Annotated in this window: 15 protein-coding genes; 5 read left to right on the forward strand and 10 right to left on the reverse strand. The window is 71.7% G+C overall.

Annotated elements, in window-relative coordinates:
- Positions 1 to 8: 8 nt before the first annotated feature.
- The 4 genes from kdpB to B1H19_RS06470 form a co-directional block, all read right to left on the reverse strand.
- A complete protein-coding gene (kdpB, locus tag B1H19_RS06455) occupies positions 9 to 2,207 on the reverse strand; it encodes a potassium-transporting ATPase subunit KdpB (RefSeq protein ID WP_083103651.1) in 2,199 nt (732 codons plus the stop codon).
- A gap of 206 nt (positions 2,208 to 2,413) precedes the next feature.
- Positions 2,414 to 3,475, reverse strand: coding sequence for an LCP family protein (locus tag B1H19_RS06460; protein WP_083103652.1), 1,062 nt, complete (start codon positions 3,473 to 3,475; stop codon positions 2,414 to 2,416).
- Complete coding sequence (locus B1H19_RS06465) at positions 3,472 to 5,583, reverse strand: bifunctional polysaccharide deacetylase/glycosyltransferase family 2 protein (protein WP_083103653.1); 2,112 nt, start codon at positions 5,581 to 5,583, stop codon at positions 3,472 to 3,474. Before B1H19_RS06465 ends, B1H19_RS06460 begins: the two co-directional genes overlap by 4 nt.
- A 771-nt stretch (positions 5,584 to 6,354) precedes the next feature.
- Positions 6,355 to 7,335, reverse strand: coding sequence for a CPBP family glutamic-type intramembrane protease (locus B1H19_RS06470; RefSeq protein WP_083103654.1), 981 nt, complete (start codon positions 7,333 to 7,335; stop codon positions 6,355 to 6,357).
- Positions 7,336 to 7,555: 220 nt separating this feature from the next.
- Between B1H19_RS06470 and B1H19_RS06475 the strand changes: the two genes are divergently transcribed.
- Both B1H19_RS06475 and B1H19_RS06480 read left to right on the forward strand, forming a co-directional pair.
- Positions 7,556 to 9,865: an FUSC family protein gene (locus B1H19_RS06475; protein ID WP_083103655.1), complete on the forward strand. Its 2,310-nt coding sequence runs from the start codon at positions 7,556 to 7,558 to the stop codon at positions 9,863 to 9,865.
- A gap of 111 nt (positions 9,866 to 9,976) precedes the next feature.
- Positions 9,977 to 11,242, forward strand: coding sequence for a carbohydrate-binding protein (locus B1H19_RS06480; RefSeq protein WP_083103656.1), 1,266 nt, complete (start codon positions 9,977 to 9,979; stop codon positions 11,240 to 11,242).
- 47 nt (positions 11,243 to 11,289) lie between these two features.
- Here the strand turns inward: B1H19_RS06480 and B1H19_RS06485 are convergent, their stop codons facing one another.
- Both B1H19_RS06485 and B1H19_RS06490 read right to left on the reverse strand, forming a co-directional pair.
- The gene (locus B1H19_RS06485) at positions 11,290 to 14,004 is read right to left on the reverse strand and encodes a caspase, EACC1-associated type (protein WP_083103657.1); all 2,715 of its coding nucleotides are present in this window, start codon (positions 14,002 to 14,004) and stop codon (positions 11,290 to 11,292) included.
- Positions 14,001 to 14,459, reverse strand: a complete 459-nt coding sequence (locus B1H19_RS06490; RefSeq protein ID WP_083103658.1) for an effector-associated constant component EACC1 — start codon at positions 14,457 to 14,459, stop codon at positions 14,001 to 14,003. Before B1H19_RS06490 ends, B1H19_RS06485 begins: the two co-directional genes overlap by 4 nt.
- 171 nt (positions 14,460 to 14,630) lie before the next feature.
- On the opposite strand from B1H19_RS06490, the gene B1H19_RS06495 reads away from it, so the two are divergent.
- Positions 14,631 to 15,692 (forward strand): YncE family protein, encoded by a 1,062-nt coding sequence (locus tag B1H19_RS06495; protein WP_083103659.1) that lies wholly within the window; start codon positions 14,631 to 14,633, stop codon positions 15,690 to 15,692.
- Between the two features lie 55 nt (positions 15,693 to 15,747).
- On the opposite strand, the gene B1H19_RS06500 is transcribed toward B1H19_RS06495, so the two are convergent.
- The gene (locus B1H19_RS06500) at positions 15,748 to 16,824 is read right to left on the reverse strand and encodes a mechanosensitive ion channel family protein (protein ID WP_083103660.1); all 1,077 of its coding nucleotides are present in this window, start codon (positions 16,822 to 16,824) and stop codon (positions 15,748 to 15,750) included.
- A gap of 581 nt (positions 16,825 to 17,405) precedes the next feature.
- On the opposite strand from B1H19_RS06500, the gene B1H19_RS06505 reads away from it, so the two are divergent.
- Together B1H19_RS06505 and ppk2 are read left to right on the forward strand one after the other, a co-directional pair.
- A complete protein-coding gene (locus tag B1H19_RS06505) occupies positions 17,406 to 17,627 on the forward strand; it encodes a cold-shock protein (protein WP_083103661.1) in 222 nt (73 codons plus the stop codon).
- An 87-nt stretch (positions 17,628 to 17,714) separates the two neighbouring features.
- On the forward strand, positions 17,715 to 18,548 hold the full coding sequence (gene ppk2 / locus B1H19_RS06510; protein ID WP_083103662.1) for a polyphosphate kinase 2: 834 nt from the start codon (positions 17,715 to 17,717) through the stop codon (positions 18,546 to 18,548).
- Here ppk2 and B1H19_RS06515 read toward each other — a convergent pair.
- The 3 genes from B1H19_RS06515 to B1H19_RS06525 all read right to left on the reverse strand — a co-directional run bounded on the left by B1H19_RS06515 (position 18,527) and on the right by B1H19_RS06525 (position 23,950).
- Positions 18,527 to 19,201, reverse strand: a complete 675-nt coding sequence (locus B1H19_RS06515) for a CBS domain-containing protein (RefSeq protein ID WP_083103663.1) — start codon at positions 19,199 to 19,201, stop codon at positions 18,527 to 18,529. The two genes, ppk2 and B1H19_RS06515, sit on opposite strands and share 22 nt — an antisense overlap.
- A gap of 187 nt (positions 19,202 to 19,388) precedes the next feature.
- Positions 19,389 to 20,690, reverse strand: a complete 1,302-nt coding sequence (locus B1H19_RS06520) for a lanthionine synthetase C family protein (RefSeq protein WP_083103664.1) — start codon at positions 20,688 to 20,690, stop codon at positions 19,389 to 19,391.
- A complete protein-coding gene (locus B1H19_RS06525; RefSeq protein ID WP_159028017.1) occupies positions 20,687 to 23,950 on the reverse strand; it encodes a lantibiotic dehydratase in 3,264 nt (1,087 codons plus the stop codon). The genes B1H19_RS06520 and B1H19_RS06525 overlap by 4 nt, the downstream gene beginning before the upstream one ends.
- Between the last annotated feature and the right edge of the window lie 42 nt (positions 23,951 to 23,992).

Here is a 23,992-nt window from a genome sequence, read left to right on the forward strand (position 1 = left end):
GTCGCGGCTCACCCCAGGCCGGGGACGGTGGAGATCACCAGGTCGATCAGCTTGATGCCGAGGAACGGCAGGACGAGGCCGCCCAGGCCGTAGCAGGCGAGGTTGCGGCGCAGGAGGTCATGGGCCGTGGTGGGGATGTAGCGCACACCGCGCAGGGCCAGCGGGATCAGGCCGACGATGATCAGGGCGTTGAAGATGATCGCGGAGGTGATGGCCGAGGTCGGGCTGTGCAGGTCCATGATGTTCAGCGCCGCCAGGCCCGGATAGGCGCCGGTGAACATGGCCGGGATGATCGCGAAGTATTTGGCGACGTCGTTGGTGATGGAGAAGGTCGTCAGCGCCCCCCGGGTGATGAGGAGTTGCTTGCCGATCTCGACGATCTCGATGAGCTTGGTCGGGTTGGAGTCGAGGTCGACCATGTTCCCGGCCTCCTTGGCGGCCGAGGTGCCGGTGTTCATGGCCACGCCCACGTCCGCCTGGGCCAGCGCCGGGGCGTCGTTGGTGCCGTCGCCGGTCATCGCGACCAGCTTGCCGCCCTCCTGTTCGCGGGTGATGAGGGCGAGTTTGTCCTCGGGGGTGGCCTCGGCGAGGTAGTCGTCGACGCCCGCCTCCCGGGCGATGGCCCTGGCCGTCAGCGGATTGTCCCCCGTGATCATCACCGTACGGATGCCCATCCGGCGCAGCTCGTCGAACCGTTCGCGGATGCCCTCCTTGACCACGTCCTTCAGATGGATCACGCCCAGGACCCGGGGCCCACCGGGATCGTGCACCGCCACCAGCAGCGGGGTGCCGCCCGAGGCCGCGATGGAATCCGTGAACCGGCGTGCCTCGGCCGGGACATGGCCGCCGTAGCGCTGCACCCAGTCGATCACCTGGGCCGCCGCGCCCTTGCGGATATGGCTCACCTCCCCGTTGCCCCAGCGCAGGTCCACCCCGCTCATCCGGGTCCGCGCGCTGAACTCCACCCACCGGGCCTGACTCAGCTCTCCCTCGGCGGGTTCGCGCAGTCCGTACGTCCGGGCGGCCAGGGCGACGACGGAGCGGCCCTCCGGGGTCTCGTCGGCCAGTGACGAGAGCTGGGCGGCGTCCGCGAGATGGAGTTCGTCGACGCCCGGCAGCGGGACGAAGGCGGCGGCCTCCCGGTTGCCGAGGGTGATGGTGCCGGTCTTGTCGAGCAGCAGGGTGTTGACGTCGCCCGCGGCCTCGACCGCACGGCCCGACATGGCCAGGACGTTGCGCTGGACGAGGCGGTCCATGCCCGCGATGCCGATGGCGGAGAGCAGGGCGCCGATGGTGGTCGGGATGAGGGTGACCAGCAGCGCGACGAGCACCGTCGTGGACTGGTCCGCACCGGCGTAGTCGGCCATCGGCTGCACGGTGACGACGACGAGGATGAAGACGATGGTGAGCGCGGCGAGCAGGATGTGCAGGGCGATCTCGTTCGGGGTCCGCTGCCGCGACGCGCCCTCGACCAGGGCGATCATCCGGTCCAGGAAGGAGTGGCCGGAGCGGGAGGTGACCCGTACGACGATGCGGTCGGACAGCACCGTCGTACCGCCCGTCACGCCGGAGCGGTCGCCGCCCGACTCGCGGATGACGGGCGCGGATTCACCGGTCACCGCCGACTCGTCGACGGCCGCGACACCGTCGACCACATCGCCGTCGGCCGGGATCGTCTCCCCCGCCTCGACCAGCACGAAGTCGAAGGGCTGGAGATCGGTGGCGGCGACGGCCTCGGTCTCGGCGTACCGGAGGTCCGTGCCGACCCGCCAGTTGTTGCGCAGCCGCCGGGCGACGGTGGCCGTACGTGCCCTGCGCAGGGACTCGGCCTGCGCCTTGCCGCGGCCCTCGGCGACCGCTTCGGCGAGGTTGGCGAAGATCACCGTCAGCCAGAGCCAGACGCTGATGACCCAGGTGAACACGGCCGGGTGGAGCACCGCGGACACGGTGGTGAGCACGGCGCCGACGGCGACGACGAACAGCACCGGGTTCTTGACCAGCGCCCGCGGATGCAGTTTGCGCAGGGCGTCAGGAAACGACTGCACCAGCTGTTTGGGGTCGAAGAGGCCCGCCCGCGCCGCCCGCCGCCGGTTCCCGGTCCCCGGCCGCAGCCGGGCGAGCGGTCCCCGCGGAGTTCTCGGCGCGGCGGGTGGCGCGGCCTCGGGCGTCGGACGGTGCGGTGCCTGGTGAGGGGCGGGGGGGAGCATGGAGGTGATGACCTTCTCAGCGGAGCGGCAGCCTGGTGCGCGCGGCCGGTCGAGCCGGCCGGGACACGAATCCAAACACCGCCAGGGCGATGAATGCCCAGTCCAGCCCGGGTATTTGCGGCCCTCTTACGGCCGTCGCGGACCGGCGTCAAACCTGCGTCAAGAGAAGGCGGGGGAGCATCAGCGCGGCGTCAACGGGACGGCCCTCACCCCCGCCCCCCTTTCTCCGTCACCGGCCGGTCCTCACCGAGCTCGTAGAAGAGCCGGCGGGCCCGCGGTATGTCCCAGAGGATGGCGCTGCCCTTCGAGGTGTGGATGCCCACCGCGGACACCGGGACGTTGAGCCGGGTGCCGCGGCCGCCCGCGACGCCGTGCATCGCCTTGAACAGCGAGGCGAGATCCAGCAGTCCGGTGTCCTGGTCGACGACGAGGGTGCCCAGCCCGGCGTCCAGGACGGAATAGAGCGCGTACGGGTTGAGGACGGTGTCCGGCTCGCCGGCCCGGTGGGCGAGGGCGGCCAGGAACTTCTGCTGGTTCTGTGTACGGCCCAGGTCACCCTGCGCCTCCTGGTGGCGCTGGCGGACGAACGCGAGCGCCGCGGTGCCGTCGAGGGTGTGGCAGCCCTTCTTCAGGTCGGCGCCCGACTTCTTGTCCTTGAGGTCCCGGGGGAGGCAGAGCGGGACCCCGCCGACCGCGTCGACCACGTTCACAAAGCCCGCGAAGCCCACCTCCACATAGTGGTCGATCCTCAGCCCGGTGTTGTGCTCGATGGTGCGCACCAGCATCCGCGGGCCGCCGATCGCAAACGCCGCATTGAGCTTGTTCTTCGCCGGGGCGTGCCGCTTGCCGGTCAGGGGGCTGGTGTACGCGGGAATGGTCAGCCAGGAGTCGCGCGGCAGACTCACCATCGTGGTGCCGGCCGCCCCGGTGTGCAGCAGGATCATCGAGTCGGTCCGTCCGCCGCCGGCCGAACCGGTGTGCAGGTTCCGCTTCTCGCTGTCGGTGAGCCCCGCGCGGCTGTCGGACCCGACGAGGAGATAGGTGGTGCCCTTGCCCTCCGGGGGCCGCTCCGCCAGGGTGCCGAGGTCGACGGTGCTCTGGAGCTCACCCTGGGCCCAGGCCAGGGCTCCGGCGGGCACGGCCAGGAGGAGGACGAGCACGGCCACCGCGAGGCGGCGCAGCGGCCGCCTCCTCCGGGAGCGGTGGGCCCGGCGCCGCCCCGGGGCCGTGCTCCCGCCGCGGGCGCCCGGGCTCGGCACGTCACTCATGTCCATACCTCCGTGCTCGCTGCGGTGGGTGGCTCCGGGGCCGGCTCCTGGCGCAGATGCTGGTTGGCGGTGCCCGCGCGCTGCATGCGGTGCCATTTGAGCCGGGTGCCGAGCAGGGCAGTGACCACGGACTGGATGACGACGAGGTAGAGCAGCTGCCGGTAGACGAAGAGCTGGAGCGGCAGTGCCCACAACGCACGCAGCGGTTCGCGGTCCAGCCGCAACGCATAGGCCGCCGTGACCAGTTGGACGGCGAGGAAGCCCAGCCAGACCGCGAGGGCCTCTCCGGTGTCGCCGAAGCACACCCCGTACAGGGCCGAGACGTCGACGACCGGCGCGCACAGCGGCAGGACGACCTGGAACAGCGTGAGATAGGTCAGTCCGCGGCGCCCGAAGCGTCCGGCCGCGCCGAGCTCCAGCACGGCGCGGCGGTGCTTCCACATCGACTGGAGCGTCCCGTAGCACCAGCGGTAGCGCTGCCGCCACAACTGTCCCAGGCTGCTGGGGACTTCGGTCCAGGCGATGGCCGTCTCCTCGTAGACCACACGCCGCCCGACCCGCCACAGCGCCATGGTCAGATCGGTGTCCTCGGCGAGGGTGTCGTCGCTGATACCGCCGATGGCCGTCAGCGCGTCCCGCCGGAAGGCGCCGATGGCGCCGGGGACCGTCGGCATGCATTCGAGGACCTCGTACATCCGCCGGTCCAGATTGAAGCCGAGGACGTATTCGAGGTGCTGCCATCTGCCCAGCAGCCCCTGCCGGTTGGCCACCTTGGTGTTCCCGCTGACCGCGCCGATCGTGGGGTCGGCCAGCGGCTGGATGAGCCGGTGGAGCGCGTCGGGCTCGAAGACCGTGTCCGCGTCGATCATGACGATGATGTCGCAACGCGCGTAGCTCAAGCCCATGCCGAGGGCATTGGGCTTACCGGAGTTGGGCTGGTGCAGCACGGTCACCCGGGGGTCGCGGATATCGCGGGCGATCTGCGCGGTCCGGTCCGTGGATCCGTCGTCGATGACGAGGATCTGGAGGTCCTGGTGGGTGGACGCCAGGAGCGAGCGCACCGTGGCCTCGATGCCCGCCTCTTCGTTGTACGCGGGAACCAGCACCGTCACCGGTTCGTTCACCTCGTGCAGCCAGGGCGCGCCGGACCGGTGGCGGCGTCTGCGCCGTACCTGGACGCGGGCGAGCAGGGCCAGCAGAGCCAGCCGCACGACGCCCAGCGCGCCCGCGATGCCCAGCGCCCAGGTCATCGCGTGGGCGAAGGCGTGTCCCGCGGCCTGCATCCAGATCAGCGCCCGGCCCTGTATCCGCTCGGGCAGCGAGGCCCGGGTGGTGAGCGAGGGCCGTCCCAGCGCGTCGGAGACGGTGGCGAACCGCCCCACCTCCGGGTCGGCCAGGAGCTTCGCCGCCTCCTGGTAGCCCAGTGCGGTGTGGCTGTACTGCCGGATGACGCCCTGCGGGGGCTTGCGGGAGTGCGAGGTGGCGGCCACGACGAGATACCCCTGGTCGGAGGCGCGCCGGGCGGCCGACCACTCGGCGCCGCAGAGGGTGTCGGCGGTGGTGGTGTGCGGTAGGCGCAGCAGCCGGGTGTGGATGCCCGCGGACCCGGCCAACGCGCTCTGCGCGAGGGAGAGTTCCAGGGGGTAGCGGACGGACGAGGCGCTGCCCAGGTCTCCGCCGGTGTAGCCGTACGAGCCGATCTCGTGGCCCTCGTCGCGGATGCGCCGGACGAGGTCCGGGTGGCGGGCGGCCTGGGTTCCGTAGAGGAAGAAGGTCGCGCGGGCGTGGTTCCTCCGCAGCAGATCGAGCAGCCGCGGTGTCCAGACCGGATCGGGTCCGCCGTCGAAGGTGAGCGCGGCGGTGCGCTCCGGCATCTGCGCGGTCTCCGCCCCGGCGGCGGTGAGGTGCAGCACCGGGTCTCCGTTGTCCGCGGACTTCGGTATGGGGTGCGTACACGCCTGCCGGGTCCGGGCTCCATCGACCTCGTGGGTGGTCCAGCCTTCGAAGAGCAGGGAGGTGGCGACGATGGGGAGGATGAGCAGCAGCAGTAACCAGTGCCAGCGTGGGGGATGGCGTAGCGCGTGACGCCCCTGGCCTGACAACGCCACAGTGGGGCCCTTTCTGTCGAGGTGTCATACCGCGTGAGAGGGTGCGTCACACCCGGCGGGGGCAACGCACCTGACCGGTGGGTCTCACGGGGTGGGAGCGGTGTCGACAGGGGCCCCGGGTCGATGGTGGGCGGTGTGCTCCGGAAGCGGATCGGCCTGCCCCTGCGCCGGTTGTCCGGCCGGCCGGAGGAGGCCGCCGAACACGACGGCGAGAAGCACGAGATATCCGGTGCATATGCACACGAGGGTCAACGCTGCATGCGCCAGGAAGCGTCGACGCCTGCCTGAGGCATCGACAAATACGGGAAGATTCCGTTGCTTACCTGCGCGACTGCTGTGGGGGGTAGCGGTTCGCATGGAGCGTGAGTGTAACCAGTTACCTGTGCAGAAGAAGAGGAAAGATTGGCCGACGTCAGCGCCTTGCGGTGGCACGGGCAAAGGCATGCGGAAGGCCACCGGCTGCGGCGGGGCCGCCCGGCGGACTACAAGGCCGGGCTCCTACCCAGAAATTCAGCCGATATTCACTATGGCCCCTCACCTGCACCGCAGCACGGCGCATCGTCCGCATTCGCCCGGCTCTCGCAGGTGGCGCGGCAATGCCGGGTCGCGCCGACCCATTTCCGCCGTCGTCTTCGCACTGTGAAAGACCTCACGTCGACGGGCGCGGGCCGCTCTCCCCCGCCATCATGCCGCCGACACTACGGCCGTAATGCCCCCCAATGCGTAGGTGCCGACGAGAACCAAGGAAAATCCCCCCAATTCTCCATTCCGTCACCCCGTCCCTCGCCCTGTCCCCGCATTCCGCTTTTCGCCGAGGGCCGGCCGTTTCCACCACCGCAGGCACAGGAAGACGGCCGCGGTGACCGCGAGATAGCCCAGGCCGAGGAGCGCCGCGTGCTCCGGGGCCATGCGCGCCGACCAGCCCGCATGACGCCGAACGCCGTCGAAGGCCACGCGGTTGACGCTCAGAAACGTCAGATGCGTACCGATCGAGGCCCACAGGGGCGCGGGGCCCGGCGACGTCCGCGCGGCCACCAGGGTGAGGCCGAAGACCGTGAGCAACACCGGGTAGAAGAACCGGTCCTGACCCTGCGGGACGAGGCCCATCGGCGGCGTCGGCACACCCAGGAGCCGGCCCACCCCCGCCTGCACCACGGTCGAGGCGCCCGGTGTGACGAGGAAGACCGCCGTCGTGCCCAGGGCCGCGCCCACACCCCCCAGCCGCTCGCGCAGCGCGCCCCAGGTGTGCCCCCGCAGGGTCAGCTCCTCCGGCACGGCCTCCAGCAGCATGGCGACCAGGGCATTGGTCAGCAGGAACCAGCCGAGCGACGCGAGGTCGAGCGACGACCAGCGGACCCACCCGGCCGCCGTTCCGGCCCCGAAGACCAGGGCGGCGGACGAGCCGGTGACGGCCACGCCGCGGCAGAATCCGTACAGCGCCCGGACCGGCGGGCCGAGTTGCGGGGTGCGGCGGTGCGGCGGACGGGCGCTGCGTAACCACAGCACGGTGGGCACGGCGAGCAGGCTGACGAGGAGGGCGGACACCAGATGCCCGCCGTAGCCGCCGACGCCGAACGCCCGGGAAAGCGCCGCCCCGCCCGCGTTACCGGCCCCGAGCGCACCGGCCATCACCGCCCCGCCGAGCAGGGCACGCGCCCAGGTCCGGTGGAGGCGGGGCCGAGCCGGGTCCGGGTCCGGGTCCAGGTCCGGGTGTCTTCTCCGTGCGTCGTCGGCTCGGGATATCGCGGTCATCGGGTGTCCCCTCGGTGGTCGGTGAAGCGGTGGTCGGTGAAGCAGAGGTCGCCGGCCGGTGAAGCGAGATCACCGGCCGGTGCGGCAGTGGCCGGTGATCGCCGCTCGGCGCGGCGGTCACCGGCAATCCTGCCCCGACGTCGTGCAATGCTGGGGGCGACCGGCCGACGGCGCGCATGACCTCGGCCGATGTCTGGAACGGGGAGCGTACGGCAGCGTGATGGCAGCGATACGACGGACGGCGACCGGCATCTGGGACCGCTTCCTGGCATCGGATCCCGGACTGCTACGGCTGATGGCGGGGCTGCGCACGGTGGGGGCGATCGTGCTCACCCTGCTCGTCCTCGCACTGCTCCAGACCGGCGTGACCCTCATGGTCGCCGGAGCGATGGCGGCCATGGTCGCCACGTTCGCGATCAGGGAGAAGGAGGTGCGCGGCCAGGCGGTCACCCTCGCCCTGGGGCTGCCCGTCGCGCTGGCCGCCGTGACGCTGGGGGCCCTGCTGCACAGCCGGATCATCGCCGGCGACGTGTTCTTCATCGCCCTGATCTTCGGCGCCGTCTACGCCCGCCGCTTCGGTGACCGCGGTATGGCACTGGGTCTGATCGGCTTCCAGATCTACTTCGTCTCGCTGTTCGTCCACGCGACCCTGCCGACGCTGCCGCCCCTGTTCCTGACCCTGGCCATCGCCTTCGCATGCAGCGCGACCGTACGGTTCGCCGTCGTCCCCGACACTCCGGAACGCACCCTGCGCCGCCTGCGGGAGGCGTTTCGGGCACGCCTCGCGCAGCTGGTGGCCACCCACCGCGAGCTGGTGGACGCCGAACCCAAGCAGCTGGACGACGTCCTCGACGATCTGCGGCGGCACACCTCGCGGCTGCACGAGGCGGCGCTGATGATCCAGGACCGCCTGGAGGAGGGCACCCGTGACGCGGCCACCGCGCGGCTGCTGCAACGCCGGGTCGCGGACGCCGAGATCGCCGCCGAGCGGCTGGGGATGATGCTGCTCAACGCCCGGAGCGCCGAGCGCACGGAGACCCTCACCCTGCATCTGCCGCACGCCCCCCTGCCGAGCACGGCGAACCGGATGCAGGGCGAGGGCGATGCCGTGACCAGGCTGCGCCGGGATCTGGACGCGCTGTTGCTGCTGGTCACCCGGGCCCCGGAGGACCGCGGCACCGCGCTGGCCCACGTACGCAACAGGCTGCTCGCCTATCGGGACGAGGACCGGCTGCCGCCCGCCCCACGGGCCGTCCAGGACGCGTTCCGCGGTCTCGGCGAGGCGGCCCGCGCCGTCCTGGGCCTGCGGCTGGCGCTGGACGGGCCGCAGGACGAGTCCGACGACAGCTCCGCCACCATGCGTTCGCGTGAGGAGTTCGACGCCGAGGACCTGGCGATCGTGGGGTCGGAGGGCGACGAGGAGGAGAGCGAGGAGGCGGACACCGGGCTCAAGCGGCCCACCACCCGGGCCGCGTTCCAGGTCTCGGTGGGTTCCGCACTGGCCATCGTCGGCGGCGAGTTCCTCTCCACCCAGCGGTGGTACTGGGCGGTGCTGACCTGCTGGGTGGTGTTCCTGAACACCGCCTCCACGGGCGAGGTGCTGGTCAAGGGCTATCGCCGGCTGGTGGGCACGGTGCTCGGCGTGGTCGCCGGTGTCGCGCTCGCGGGGCTGGTGGGCAACCACACCTGGACGGCGTTCGCGCTGGTGCTGCTCTGCGTCTTCGGGATGTTCTTCACCGCGCCGCTGTCGTACGCGCTGATGTCCTTCTTCGTCACCGCGATGCTCGGCCTGCTCTACACCCTCCTGAACACCTACAGCCTCGCCACGCTGGTGCTGCGCATCGAGGAGACGGCGCTGGGCGCCGCCTGCGGGATCATCGCCGCCGTACTGGTGCTGCCGGTGCATACGGACCGCCGTACGGACGAGCACCTGGGCACCGTCCTGGTACGGCTGCGCGAGGCCGTCTCCGCGGCGGTGCACCAGCTCAGCGGCGGGCCGGCCGTCGAACTGCTCACCAGGGCGCGCGATCTGGACACCGCCCTGAACGATCTGCGCGGCTCCACCCAGCCGCTGGTGCATCCCATCACGCCGCTGCGCGGGCGCCGGCAGACCGCCCGCTATCTGGTGGCGCTGCTGGAGACCTGCGCCTATCACGCCCGGTCCCTGGCGGCGACGGCGGAACTGCTGCCCTCCAGCAGGACCGTGGCGGCCGACCCCCGGCTCGAACGCGTCGGCCGGCGCATCGCGCGCAATATCGATCTCATCGTCGCCCGCGTGTCGGACGAGGACGGCGACGGGGACGGGGACGGCGAGGTCATCTCCGGCCCCAGCATCGCCTCCATGCTGGAGGCGGACGGCGCCCCGGCACTGCGGCCGGACACCGTCACCCTCCGCGTGCTGCGGCATCTCCAGCGCCTCGACGAGGGCGTGGTCGGCATCGCCCGCACCCTCGACGTACCGGTGGCGGGGCGCGGTGGGACGCGGCGGGCGCAGGAAGGACGGCTGACGGGGGCGGGCGGCGGCTCCTGACGTCCGGCCCGCACTGGTCCAGTCCAAAGTATTGACGCCCTCGTGATCAGGGCCCACTCTGTGGGGCAATTGGTCTGGACCAGCTCGGTTCCAGGTTTCACAGGAGGGCATATGGCACCTCGTCAGGCACCTCGTCACCTCAGAACGCTCGCCGCCGGCGTCGCGACGGCCGGACTCGCACTCGCGACGGCGGCCGGTACGGCGCTCGCCGTCGGCCACCGCACGACCGCCCCGACCTTGAAGGCCGCCGGCGCGGCATTGGGGAGCAACTGGTACGCGGCGGCGCCCTATCTCATGCCGCTCGACAACGACCCGCCGGACGCCGGGGCGGTGATGGACGCCACCGGCCTCAAGGCGTTCCAGCTCGCCTTCATTCTGGCGCCCAACGGCGGTGGCTGCTCGCCGACCTGGGGCGGGACCAGCCCGGTGGGCACGGATACCGCGGTCGGCGGCGTGATAGCGGCGATCCGCGCCAAGGGCGGCGACGTCTCCGCCTCCGTCGGCGGATACGGCGGCACCAAACTCGGCCAGAACTGCGGCACTCCGGAGGCAACGGCCGCCGCCTACCAGCAGGTCATCGACAAATACGGCCTGAAGGCGCTCGATTTCGACCTGGAGGAGCCGGAGTACGAGAACTCCGCCGCCATCCACAACGAAATCGGGGCCGCCAAAATTCTTCAGCAGAAGAACCCCGGCATCTACCTTTCGGTGACCACCGCCGGCACCACCGACGGCACCGGCTGGTTCGGCAAGCAGATGCTCAACGAGGCCAAGGCGCAGTCCTTCACCCCGGACAACTTCTCCATCATGCCGTTCGACGGCGGTTTCCAGGGCGCCGCCTCACAGACGGCCGCCCTGACGCACTTCAACTCCCTGCTGCAATCCACCTTCGGCTGGGACGAGGCCACCGCGTACGCCCATGAGGGCATTTCGCAGATGAACGGCCGCAGCGACACCGGCGAAACCTTCACGCAGGCCGACTTCCAGACGGTGCTGGATTTCGCGACATCTCACCACATGGCACGTTTCACCAACTGGTCCGTCAACCGGGACCGGCAGTGCTCTCCGCCGGACAACAACGGTAAAACGTCCGGCACCTGCAGCAGCGTTCCGCAGAGTGCCTACGAATTCACCACCTACTCGGTGAAGTTCGCCGGAGCCACCCCTCCCACCACCACTCCCCCCACCACCACGCCGCCCACCACCCCACCGCCGGACCACAGCTGTACCGCCGCCGCCTACCGCGCCGACACGGTCTACCTGGGCGGCGACATCGCCTCCTACAACGGCCACACCTGGAAGGCCAAGTGGTGGACCCAGGGCGAGACGCCGTCCACCGGAGGCTCGGGAGTCTGGCAGGACCTGGGCGCCTGCTGACCCGCGGGTGGGGAGAGCGTGCCCCCGACCACGCACTCCCCACCCTCTCAGCTGCCGCTGACGCCCAAGGACACATAGTCGTAGGTGCCGTAAGCGCTCGAAACATAGACATTGGTCAGCCGCGGACCGCGCCAGCTGAGGCGCTTGTCGTAGACGATCGGCAAGTAGTAGGCGCCGTCCGCCACCTCGTGGTTGATCTTGTCGTAGAGTCGGGCGGCTTTGCCGGGATCGGACTCCGCCACCGCCTCGTCGAGCAACGCATTGATCCCGCCGGAATCGACCTCCGCCATATTGGCATTCCCGTTCGACGTCATCGACCGGCCGTCGACGAGCGGTTTCCAGTAGCTCTGCCCGGTCGGGTAGTCGGCGGCCCCTCGCGAAAGGACGATCCCATAGCCCTTTTCCTGCACGACCCGGGGCGCACCGGTGATCCGCTGGGCCTGTGCAGCATCGATGAAGGCGATATGCGTCGTAATGCCCACGCGATTCAGCGACGCCTGAAGCGATTCGGCGGCGTCCGTGTCCGACTGCTTGTCGCTGCGCACCGCCATCGTGGTCGAGAACCCCTCACTCCGCCCGCAGGACCTCAGCTCACGCTCCGCTTTCCGCATATCCGGCCTGCCGCCGCCCTTGAGGATGTCGTACGGGTCGAAGGTGGGGTCGGCGCCCCTGATACCCGGCGGGGACAGATTCGGCGCGAGGGCGCCACCCGCGACCGGACCGCCGACCGCGCTCTGCATGCCCTGATGGTCGGTTGCGTAGATGATCGCCATGCGGCAGTGGACGTTGTCCAACGGCTTGACCGACCGCGGAAACGCCGCATAACTGACCCAGCCGGATGCCGGATTGTCGAGGTTCTTCCTGAGGTTCGCATCCGTCAGCACCAGGGCGCCGGTCGAGCGTTGCAGCCCGTCGGTGTCCAGGGCCAGGTCGTAATCCCCCTTGATCAGACCGTTGTCCATGGTGTGCGCATCGGTGACGAAGCTGACCGTAATGCTGTCCGGCAGGGCCTTACGGATCGGGTCGCTCGACTGCTGCCAATGGCTGTTCCGCACGAGCACCAGCCGCCGCCCCGTCCCATCGGACTGAAACTTGTACGGCCCGTTGGACAGGGGATGGCGGCCGTAGAGGGCCTTGGTGTCGCGGGACTGTTTCACGGGCGAGGCGGCGGGCATGGCCAGCATCTGCTCGAAATCTCCGTTGGGTTTCGGCAGCTTGAAGACGATGGTTTTCTCGTCGGGTGTCTGGACCGCTTTCAGGCCCGCCTTCGAGGTGTCCGCGTACGGGCCGCGATATGCACCCTTCGGGTCGAGTACGTCAAGAAGATACGTCGGCCCGCCGTCGATGACATCCCGCGCCCAGAGCCGCTCGATGCCGTATTTGACATCCGCGGACGTCACCCGCGAACCGTCCTCCCAGGTGACCCCGTCCCGCAGCATGAAGGTATAGGTTCTGCCGCCGTCGGTGATCTTGGGTGGGGCGGCGGCGAGGTCCGGTACGAGGTTGGTGCCTTGTGCGCCGGGGCTGGTGGCGTAGGTCATCAACTGGCGCGAGTAGTAGCGGGAGAAGTCCCCTACGAAGCCGCCGTAAGTGCGTTGCGGATCCCAGGAGTCGGCGGTCGTGGCGCTGACGAATTTGAGCGTGCCTCCCTTGGTGCGCGCCGGCCGCAGAACATGCCCCGAGGCAATGTCGAACTCGGCCTTGGAGACGGCCCCTTTGGCATGCGCGGCGGCGGAGGTCTTCCCCTCGTCCCGGGAGCCGTCGGACGATGATCCGCTCCACAGGGCGAGAGACGTGGACACCCCGGCAACGAGGACCGCCGAGACCGCCGCGATCGTCAGGGCCCGCGGCGATCGGAGGGTCCTGAGGCGCCCGTACCCCTCGGTGCGGGGCGCCGACTCGCGCGGTGGTGAGGACGGGGAGGGCTCGGTCGGTGCCGATGTGCCGGCCCGAGGGGGCGGATTGACCGGCTGGGGCGGTGTCGGGGGCGGCGCAGGGGGCGGTGGATCCGTACGGACGGACAGGTAGGCACGGTTCCGGGCCAGCGCGATCTGACCGCCGGTGTTGCGGTTGCGCTGCTGGGGCAGCGGGCGGGACTTGGCCGCCAGCTCGGTGTGCAGATGCCGGTACAAGGTCTGCATGTCCAGCAGCGCCGGGCCGCCGGCGATCCCCTCGGTCAGGGCGGTGATCAACTCGCCGGTGAAGGCGGTGAATTCCTCACCCGGCGGGGACAGCGCCTTCCGTGTCTCCGCGGAGGCCGCCAGCAGGGACGTACCGTCGATCAGCGCCTGGTCGGCGACCTGGCCGGTGCCGCTCATCCCGCCCAGCAGGGCGCGCCCGCTGTAGCAGCAATCCAGAATCACCACCTTGTGCCGCGCCGCGATCCGGGGGTCCAGGATCGCCCGGCGCACCCACTCGTACGGCAGCGCGCTGTACAGGCGGTCGCGGTGCGAGCCGGGGAGGGCGAGGTACAGCTCATCGCTGTCAGGGTCGGTGAGGCCGTGGCCGGCGTAGTAGACGACCAAGGTGTCGGTGACGCGCCGGGCCACCTCGCTGAGAGCGTCGAGCGCCTGCTGGGCGCTTCGGGGCTGGGACAGTGCGACGCAGTGCGACTCCGGTAACCCCCACAGCGCAGGGTCGGTGAACGCCTGCGTGAGCCCGTCCAGATTACGTGCGACGGCCGGTAAGCCCTCCAGATGCTCGTACGCATGGACACCGATGAGCAGCGCCCGGGAGGCGGCGGGATCGGGGAGGTCGGTCATGACCGCTGCCGGTCCCTGCCGGCTCCCTCGTCCCCAGCCTCTTCGTCCCCGTCTTGCCCGTCTCCGTCTCGCCCGTCCCCATCTGCCTCGTCCCCATCCTGGTCGCCGCGGGCCAGGGCGGCCACGATGCGGTGCACCGATTCCGGCGAGCCGTCCTCGACGGTGATCGTCACGCCGTCCCGTTCGATCCGTACGGGCGGCGCGGCGGAACGGGAACCGCGCCAGGTGGCGCACGCCACGACCAGTCCGCCGAGGGCGATGGCATTGGCGACGACCGCATTGATCACCTCGAACGCATCGCCCATATCGCCGGGTTGGGCCTGCCGGGGCACCAAGGAGACCTGGGCGTGCCGCACCACCTCGGGGTCCCGCCCCAGCCAGCGGTACAAGGAGGTCAGGGACCGGTCGTCGCTCTCCCCATCGGCTTGCGCATCCACGGCGATGTCGACCTGCACGCTCGCGTTCCCCTCTCTCGGGCAGGAGTTGCCGATACTAGCCAGTGTGTGAGCCCGATCACCGGCCGTACGACGTATCCGACTCACCACCTCACCCTTTGCGCACAAGGCAATGACACCTTGTCAGAAGTGCACTGGAGTCAACGGCCCACCCGCCCGACTCTGTGAGACATGACGACAACGACGGCATCAACGACAGCAACCACAACGCACGACGTCCTGGCGGTGGTGAGCCAGAGCGGCCCCGGCGTCTCCTTCTTCGACGCGGCGACCTACGCCCCCCTGGGCACCGTCGACGTGCTGAGCCAGCCCCACGAACTGTGCTACGACCCGGCCCGGCGCCTGCTGTACGCCAGCGTGACCTACCGCTCCGGCTATTACCACGACAACACCGGGCGGGCGCACGAGCTGATGGTGATCGATCCCGACGAGCGGCGGGTGATCGACACCGTCGACCTCGCCCCCGAGTGCGCACCGCACGGGATGGTCCTGGACCCGTCGGGTGACCTGCTGTGGGTCAGCGTGGAGGCGTACGGGCACGAGGAGGGCGCCCTGCTGGCGCTGGACTCGGCGTCGCGCAAGGTGGTGCGCCGGGTGCCGGTCGGAGCGCCGGGGCCGCACTGGTTCGTCCTCACTCCGGACGGCCGCCGCGCGTACACCGCGAACAAGGAGGCGCCGTACGTCTCGGTCGTGGACCTGGAGTCGGGCACGGTCACCGACCGCATCGCGGTGCCGGGCAGCGAGGGCATCGCGATGTCGGGTGACGGACGGCAGGTGTATGTGGCGGCCCCGTACGGGGGCTCCCCGGGCGGACCGGACGGGAACGCCGGGGTGCGGGTCATCGACACGGCGACGGGTGCGGTCGTACGGACGCTGCCGACCGAGGGGGTGGTCTTCCCGGTTCATGTGACGGTGACCGGTCTCGTCCTGGCAGGTGAACTGCGCACGGCCACCGGCTCGTCGGGGTCCGGCGAGCAGGCACCCGGGCTGCTGCATCTCTACGGCCCGGGCGGGGACGAGCTGCTGGGGCGGATCGCGGTGGGCGCCGTGCCCTTGACGATCACCTCGTCCCCGGACGCCCGGTACGGCTATGTCGCCGCCAGCGTCTCCAGCACCGTGACCGTGGTGGACCTGGTGCGACGGGAGCCGGTGGCGACCCTGGAGGTGCCGAAATCCGGCGTGCCCGGGGCCCATGGGATGGCCTATGTGCCGGCCCCGAGTCCGGTGGGCTGACCCGGCGGGCTGAGCCGATGGGCTGAGCAAACGGGTCGAGTCCGGCGGGGTCCCGCTACCGCATCGGGTCCGGCGCCTCGCGCTGGTGCGGTATCGCGGCCCCGTCGGACTGCTGGAAGGCCACGGTGCGCGTCGGGGCAGGAATTCTGATGCCCTCGGACCGGTAGCGCTGGTGCAGGCGCTTGATGAATTCGTGCTTGATCCGGTACTGGTCGCTGAATTCTCCGACACCGAGAATCACCGTGAAGCCGATCCGGGAGTCCCCGAACGTATGGAAACGAACGGCCGGTTCATGGTCCGGGACGGCTCCGGCGACATCCTTCATGACGCTTTTGACCACCTCGATGGTGACCCGCTCGACGTGTTCGAGATCGCTGTCGTAACCGACCCCCGCCTGCACCAGGATCGTCAGCCGCTGTTCCGGCCGGGTGAAATTGGTCATGTTGGTGCCGGACAGCTGGACGTTGGGGATGATCACCAGGTTGTTGGAAAGCTGGCGCACCACGGTGTTACGCCAATTGATATCGACCACGTAGCCTTCCTCCCCGCTGCTGAGCCGGATGTAGTCACCGGGCTGCACCGTCTTCGAGGCGAGGACGTGGACGCCGGCGAAGAGGTTGGCGAGGGTGTCCTGAAGTGCCAGGGCGACCGCGAGGCCGCCCACACCCAGCGCGGTGAGCAGCGGGGCGATGGAGATGCCCAGGGTTTGCAGCACGACGAGCACGCCCATCGCCAGCACCACGATGCGGGTGATGTTGGCGAAGATGGTGGCCGATCCGGCCACGCCGGACCGGGACTGGGCCAGGGACTTCACCAACCCGGTGATCACCCGGGCCGCGGTGAGCGTGACGATCAGGATGAGCAGCACGGTGAGCGTCCGGTAGATGTTGCGTCCCACCGTCGCCGTCAGCGGCAGCGCCGCGGTGGCCGCGGCCAGACCGGCACACAGTGCCGCCCAGGGCACGACGGAGCGAAGGGCATCCACGATGATGTCGTCGCCGCTCCACCGCGTCCGGCGCGCGTGCTTGCCCAGCCACTTCAGGACCGCGCGCAGCAACAGGCCGGCCACGATGCCGGCGGCCAGCGCGATTCCCGCGACGATCGCGTCGTGCAGGGTCAGTGCGCGATTCACCGGCCGACTCCCGCCGACCGGAGGAGCGACCGCGCTGAACGCCGGATATGAGGTCTCGTCACCTTGCCACCTGCTTGTCTCTAGGGCTGCGAAGGCACCGGGACGTCCGCTGACACCCCGGCACGCGGTGTCATCCTGCCGCACGCGTTCCGGCGGTCCGCAGGAGCCCCAGGACAGAGCGTCTGTCACCTCCCTTGGGAGGTAAGGGGTTTGGCGACGGGGTCGGGAAAGGGGAGCGAGGGGTGGCGAGAAGAGGTGGGGGAGCGGGGAAATTCGCACGGCGCGCGGAACGGGGCGTTCAGCCATTCGCGCGCCGGGAGTACAGCAATGCAGCGACCGGCCTGTCACACGCCGATTTTTCGCGGAATAAGCGGTTAGGGGTAGGAACGACGAGGCACTATGCACCGCCGGATTTGCGATCTCACAGTGAACTCTCCCGATTCTCCGACGCACTGCCAGTGATTCCAGAAGAGGGCGCGCAAGACCACAGATCCGCATGCGGGTGGCCACAGAGCCATGCACCCAAGCAGGCGCGCGAATCGCGGTAATACCGCAGCGCCGCAGAAACACCGGGAGTACAGATGTCGCAACGCAGGTCGGGAACCGTACAGGCGGTCAGCGAGGGACGAAAGGAAGCCGTCATCCGGGCGGACGAGGACGGGGCCGATGTCCTCGCCGCGTACGCCGAGCTCAGCGGATCGGACGGGGACCGGCCCACGATGAGGGTGGGCGAACGCGTGACGTACACGCGGGAGGAGCAACCGCGGGGTCCGGTCGCACGGGACATCCGCGCAGCCGTGTGAGGACCGGCCCTCCCGCCGCCCGCGGGGGCTGCCCCGTTCGGCTCCGCCATCCGGGCTGTGCCCGGCATTTGTCCGTACGGTCGTCGCATGGCGGAAAAACCGGGCGCGGAAAAACCGGACGACGGCGGCCGCGGCACCCTGCCGCGGCCGCTGTACGAGCGTGAGCTCTACCGGCTCCAGGCCGAGCTGGTGAAGCTCCAGGAGTGGGTGCGCGCCGAGGGCGCCCGACTCGTCGTGATCTTCGAGGGGCGCGACGCGGCGGGCAAGGGCAGCACGATCAAACGCATCACCCAGCACCTCAACCCCCGGGTGGCGCGGATCGCCGCGCTGCCGCAGCCCACCGAGCGTGAGCGGACCCAGTGGTACTTCCAGCGCTATACGGAGCACCTGCCCGCCGCGGGCGAGATCGTGCTCTTCGACCGCAGCTGGTACAACCGGGCGGGCGTCGAGCGGGTGATGGGCTTCTGCACCCCCGCGGAGCACCAGCTCTTCCTGCGGCAGTGCCCGGTCTTCGAGCGCATGCTCGTGGAGGACGGCATCCTCCTGCGCAAATACTGGTTCTCGGTGAGCGACGAGGTGCAGGAGCAGCGCTTCCGGCGGCGGCTCGGCGATCCGACGCGGCGCTGGAAGCTCTCTCCCATGGATCTGGAGTCGTTGACCCGCTGGGAGGAGTACTCACGGGCCAAGGACGAGATGTTCGTCCACACGGATATCGCGGAGTCGCCGTGGTACGTCGTCGAGAGCGACGACAAACGGCGGGCCCGGCTGAACATGATCGCCCATCTGCTGTCCACCGTGCCCTATCACGACGTCGCCCCCCAGACGCTCGAACTCCCCCCGCGGCCACCCGCCACCGGCTACCGGCGGCCGCCCCGGGACCTCCAGACCTATGTGCCCGATCATGCCGCCGGTCTGGAGTGACGCAGGGCAGCGGGACCGGTCACGTCGAACTCCACGTCCACGACTCCCTCGACCGCGCGCACCAGGCGGGCGGCCACCGGGATCAGGGACGTGTCCCGCACCCGCCCGCTGAGAGTGACCACCCCGTTCACGACGGCGACCCGCAGATCCCTTTCCGGGGCCGCGAACAGGTCCTCGACGACGTCCCGGCGGATCTCCTCGGCAAGTTCCTCGTCCGAGCGGAGAAAGACCTTCAGCAGATCGGCGCGGCTGACGATGCCCCGCAGCACCCCGTTCCCGTCCACCACGGGCAACCGCTTGACGGACTTCCGGGCCATCGTGCGGGCGGCCTGGGACAGCGTGGCATCGGCCCGCACGGTCAGCGCGGGGCTGGTCATCAGCTCCCCCGCCGTCACCGCTTCGGCCCGGCGTACGTCGTCGACGCGCCGCAACCGCTCCAGACGGTCCGGGTCCGCCTCCCGGAAGCCCTCCTTGGGCAGCAGATCCGCTTCCGAGACGATGCCCACCACCCGGCCCTCTGCCGCCAGCACCGGCAGCGCGCTGACCTGCCGCCGCTCCATGGTCTCCACGATCTCCTTGAACCGCGCCTCCCGGTCGACGGCGGCCACGGTCCGGGTCATCACGTCGCTGACGAGATGCGGGACGTTGCGCATACGGCCTCCTCGGGACGGGGCCGGGGGCGGGGCCGGTCCCGCGGCGCTCGGCCGGTGTCACGCCTCCAGCGTGAAGTGCGCCGCGGAGGTGCGGCAGGGGCCGTCCGGACCTCTTTCACGGCGAGCCGGCGGGTCGCCGGGCACCGGTCCGACGGGCACCGTGCACGGGATCGCCGCGGCCGGGACGTCACCTGATCAGCAGCGCGGCATCCCAGGCCGTGGCGGGAGGAGCATCGGCCGCCCAGGAGTGCAGGGCGAGGGCGATACCGGCGGTGCCGTCGAGCAGTCCCGTGCGGCGGGCGACGCTCCGTGACCGCGCAGCGTGTGCGAGGGCGTCCAGGAGCCGGCCCGCCGACTCGGCCGCCCGCGCGGTGAGGTGCGGGTCGCCGGAGGAGCGGGCGAGGTGGGCGGTGAGGTGCAGGAGGCCCGCCCACCCGTGGCACAGGCCCACGTCGGTGACGCCCCGCGGTGCCTCCAGCGCCGCGGTGAGGGCGGCGACGGCCGTACGGGACCAGTCGGGACGGCCCAGTGCCTCTGCCGCCAGGTGCAGGGCGCAGGCGGCGCCGGGGGTGCCGTAGCACCAGGCGGTGCGGGCGGCGGCGGGACGCGGATCGGCCGGGCCGTCCGGGTGACCGTCGAACGGGACGACGCCCGTCCACTGGCCGTCGGCGCGTCGCTGGTGGGCCAGGGCCTCGGCGAAGGCGGTGAGGGCGGCGTCGTGACCGGGTTCGGTGAGGCCCGCGCGGCGGGTGAGGGCGAGGAGTGCCAGGGGGCCGGCGATGCCGTGGGCGAGGCCGAAGTTGAGGTGTCCGCGGGGCAGTGCGGGCTCCGGTCGCATCGAGGGGCCGTCCGGTGTCCACCAGCCGGGGACCGTGCGGCCGTGGGCCCGGACGGGTCCGGACAGCCGGATCAGATAGCGCACCGTCGCCCTGAGCCCGGCCTCGGGCCCCTGGCGAGCGGACGGATGTCCGTGGTGGCGGGCGAGCAGGAGGCGCCCCAGTCCGGTGGCGCCGCTCACCGCGTCGTACGCGGCGATGCGGGTGCCGGGACGGCCCGCGTCCAGACGTGCGTTCTCGTCGGCCAGCAGGGTGCGGACGCGGCGTGCGAGGAGGTCGTCGAGCCGGTGCAGCAGGCGCGCGTAGTCGTCGGGGGCGTGCCGGGCGGCGTGCGCGGCGAAGGCGAGGGCCGGGGGCCCCTGGAAGAGGCCGTCCGTCGGGGCGGTCCGCACCTGCGCGGCGGCCGCGGCCAGATGGGCGTGCGCGGCGGCGCGGTAGCGCTCGCGCCGGTCGGGGGGCGCCGTACGGGACAGCTCGGCGAACAGCAGGGCCAGGCCCGGGTGCCCGTCCGCGAGGGAGAGGGCCCGGCCCGGCGGGTACCGGGAGCCGGCGCCCAGGTCGGGTGCGTCGGCCAGTTCGTACACCGCCTGGCGTGCGCGCTCGCGCGTCGTCCGGTCTCCGGGGTCCGCCGGTGCGGCGGCGGAGGCGGTCATCGGCCCTGCCGGATGCGGTCGACATGGGCCTGTACGGCCGCGCGGGCCACGGCCTGGGAGGCCCGTTCGGCCGCGCGGTCCACACCGGCGAAGCGGTTGTGGTGCAGGTGGAGCAGCGAGGCCAGCGCTCCGGTGGGCGTGCACCAGGCGCCGGGGCCCAGTTCCCGCAGGCACCTGCCGTACGCCGCCACCGCCTCGTCCCGTCGCGCCCATGCCTCGCGCAGCGCCGCGCCGTCCGGCGCGCCGACGGGCCAGCCCCGGCCGCCGCCGGGGTCGATGACGGCGAGGGCCTCGCGGAGCCGGTTGCGGAACCGCCGGTGCGGCTCGGGGTCCTTGGCGAGGGTGTCCAGCAGCCAGGCGGCCCAGCCGGGTCCGGTGGCGCCCGCGCCCGGCACATCCCGGAAGAAGGCGCGCGCCATCGCCACCTGGCCGGCGGCCGCCAGCAGCAGCGGGTCGGGCTCGGTCGACGAGCGGCGCAGCAGGCGCAGCTGTTCCAGGGTGGCGAGGCTGTCGGCGTGGAAGACGCGCTCGGCGGCGGGCATGGCCTCCGGGCCGCCGTACCGTTCCAGCTCCGGGTCGTAGGTGTCCAGGGCCAGCCGGCGGACGAGCCGGGCCCGCCGCAACGAGGCGGCGAACTGGTGGAGACGGGGCAGCAGTTGGGTGCTGAGCGCCGCGGCGGGGCCATGGAAACGCAGCCGGAGATGCGGCCCTTCGACATCGTGGTAGCGAAGGAAGAACCACCGGTCCACGGGCTCGGGCAGCGCGGCGACGAGGTGGGGCAGATGGTCGGCCAGGATCTCGTCGTGCCGTTCCGCGGAGCAGTGCAGGGTCGCGAACAGCCAGTCGCCGCCCGGCAGTTGGGGCTGATGCGCATCGATGTCGCGGCGGCGGACGCGGGGTGCCCGGACGACCGGCCGGTCCGCCTCCCGCCGCCTCGCCACGAGCGGGAGGATTACCTCGGCGCGGTGCGGCCCGTCGGGTCCGGACAACCAGCCGTCCGGGCACCCCGCCTCGGTGGGCGCCTCCTGGACGAGGGTGTGCGGGCGGCGTGCCAGCTCCTGGCGCAGCAGCCGCCGGTGCGCGGGGTGGTGCAGATCCAGCTCCAGGTAGCGGTCCGCGGTCCCGACGCGGATGCGGTGCGGTACCCGGAGGCGTTCCCGCCAGGCCTCCAGGGCCGCCGACCACCGGCCGTAGGGGGCCTGCCGGTCGCGCAGGGCGTCGTCCGGGCGCCAGCTCGCCGGTGCCAGCACGGTCCGTCCATAGCGCACCCGGGGCAGACAGGGCAGCACCCCGGCGCCCGCCCAGTCCCACCACGCCAGCCTTCGGACCCCGCACTCGGCGACGTCGCGCAGGAAGCGCACGGCATTGGGCGCCTGCCACTGCGGGTTGAGGACATGGAAGAAGGCCGGTGCGACGCGGCGTCCGGTGGTGGCGTGGAGCAGATACAGCGCTTCCGTGTCGGCGCCCACGACGAGGTCGTGCAGCGTGGCGGCGACCGGCTCCGCACGGTCGCCGGTGTCGTCGCCGCCGCGGTGGCCCGGCCCTTCGGCGGGGTCGCACCCGGGGAACGAGGCCACCGGCAGCAGCGCATCGAGCCAGCGCGGCACCTGCGCCACATTGCCGCCGCGGGCCAGGCCCGGCGGCACGCTGACCTGCACCCGCAGTGCCTCCGTCGGCGCCGGGCCCGCGCTCCGGGCCAGCCGCCGCACCCGCTCGCGCGCCTGCGCCGGCAAGAGGTACGCGAACCGCCCGGCCATCGCCCCGGCCTGCGCCGAGCCGCCGACCAGAACCAGCCGGAAGTCGCCCGCCGCCAGCCGTTCCGGCGAGGCGGACAGCAGTTGCGCACACAGCTCCGCCGACTCCGGTGGCCGCCCCTCGTCGCGGGCGAAGCGGGTCAGCAGCGGATGGCCGTCGTCCAGTACGACCTCCCGCCGCCCCGCCAGCAGCGCCTCCTGCGCCAGCGCGGCCAGCGCCCGGTCGCGCTCCGGATCGGCCGCCGGTACGGGCGCGGTACGGGGGCCGGGCGGGCAGCGGTACCCGCCCGGGGGGCCCAACCCGGTGTCGGCGTCGAGGAGTTCGGTTACCGGGACCAGGCGGCCGGTGCCGTAGCGGTCGAGGAATGCGGTGTGGTAGCCGCGCAGCGGGGCCGGGCCCGGTTCCGTGGCGGAGAGCCGCCACAGCAGCCCGGCCGCCGCCTCCGCCTCCTGCGCGACCACCGGCGGCAGCCACACCTCCGCGTCCAGCGCGAGATCGACCTGCAACGGCCGTTCCCCGTCGCGCAGTTCCCGCATCCGTGCGCACACCGCGGCATGGGCCGGTGCGCCCTGCCCCACCGGCCGGGCGGCGTAGGCGGCCAGCTCCGCGCCGAGCGCGCGCAGGGCGTCGGCCTCCGGGACGTCCTCGCGCGGGACGTTCCCGAGCACCTGCCCCATATGCTCCAGCGGATCCGCGGTCTCCAGCGGCGGGTGCAGCTCGCTGAGCAGCAGCTGCCGGGAGACCAGTTGGGACAGCATCGCCTCGATGCCCGGCCGGGGCACACCGGGGAAGCGCGCGCCGAGCCGCTCGGCCAGCTCCCCGCCGCGTACCGGAGTGCGGGCCCAGTCCAGTACCGCCCGCACGGCGGGGGTGCAGCGCACGCTGACCTCCCGTACGGCAGGCCCCCCGTCGCGCTCGGCGGCGTCGGTCTGCGGTACGTACGGCAGCACCAGCCGGTCGCCCCGTACGAACGCCAGATCGTTGACCGCCACCCGCAGGCGCCGCAGCACGGCGGGGCGCCGCTCCAGGCCGTGCACCAGCCCCCGCAGCCATGCGCGGTCCGGGCGCACCCCGCGGCGATGGGCGGCGCCCCAGCGCGCCGTCGTCTCGTCCGGCCGCGCGGCGAACCGCACCGGCGCGACCCCGGCCATCAGCCCGAACGGCGTGGCCCGCGCGGCCATCCGCAGCCGGTACCCGGCCAGGGCGCGCACCGCTCGCCGCAGGTCATTCGCCCGCAGGCCGCCCGCGCACCCGGTCACCCCGGTCACCCCGGTCACCCGCCGTACGGTCTGCGCCAGCGGCGGACTGGCCACCGCGACGGCCTCGGCCACCAGCGGGTCGGCGACCAACTCCCTTACCAGGGCGGCCATTTCCTCGATGCGCTGACCTTCGTCGCCCTGTCCCCCGTCGCCCCTTGACCCCTCATCGTCACCGCCCGCATCCGGCGGGAGCTGCCGCGCCCGGTCCACCGGATGCACCGGGGCCCGCAGCAGTCCCGGCTCCATGCACCGGAACACCGATCCTTCGCCCATGGACCGTCCCCTCCC

The organism is Streptomyces gilvosporeus, from assembly GCF_002082195.1.
Taxonomy (GTDB): Bacteria; Actinomycetota; Actinomycetes; order Streptomycetales; family Streptomycetaceae; genus Streptomyces; species Streptomyces gilvosporeus.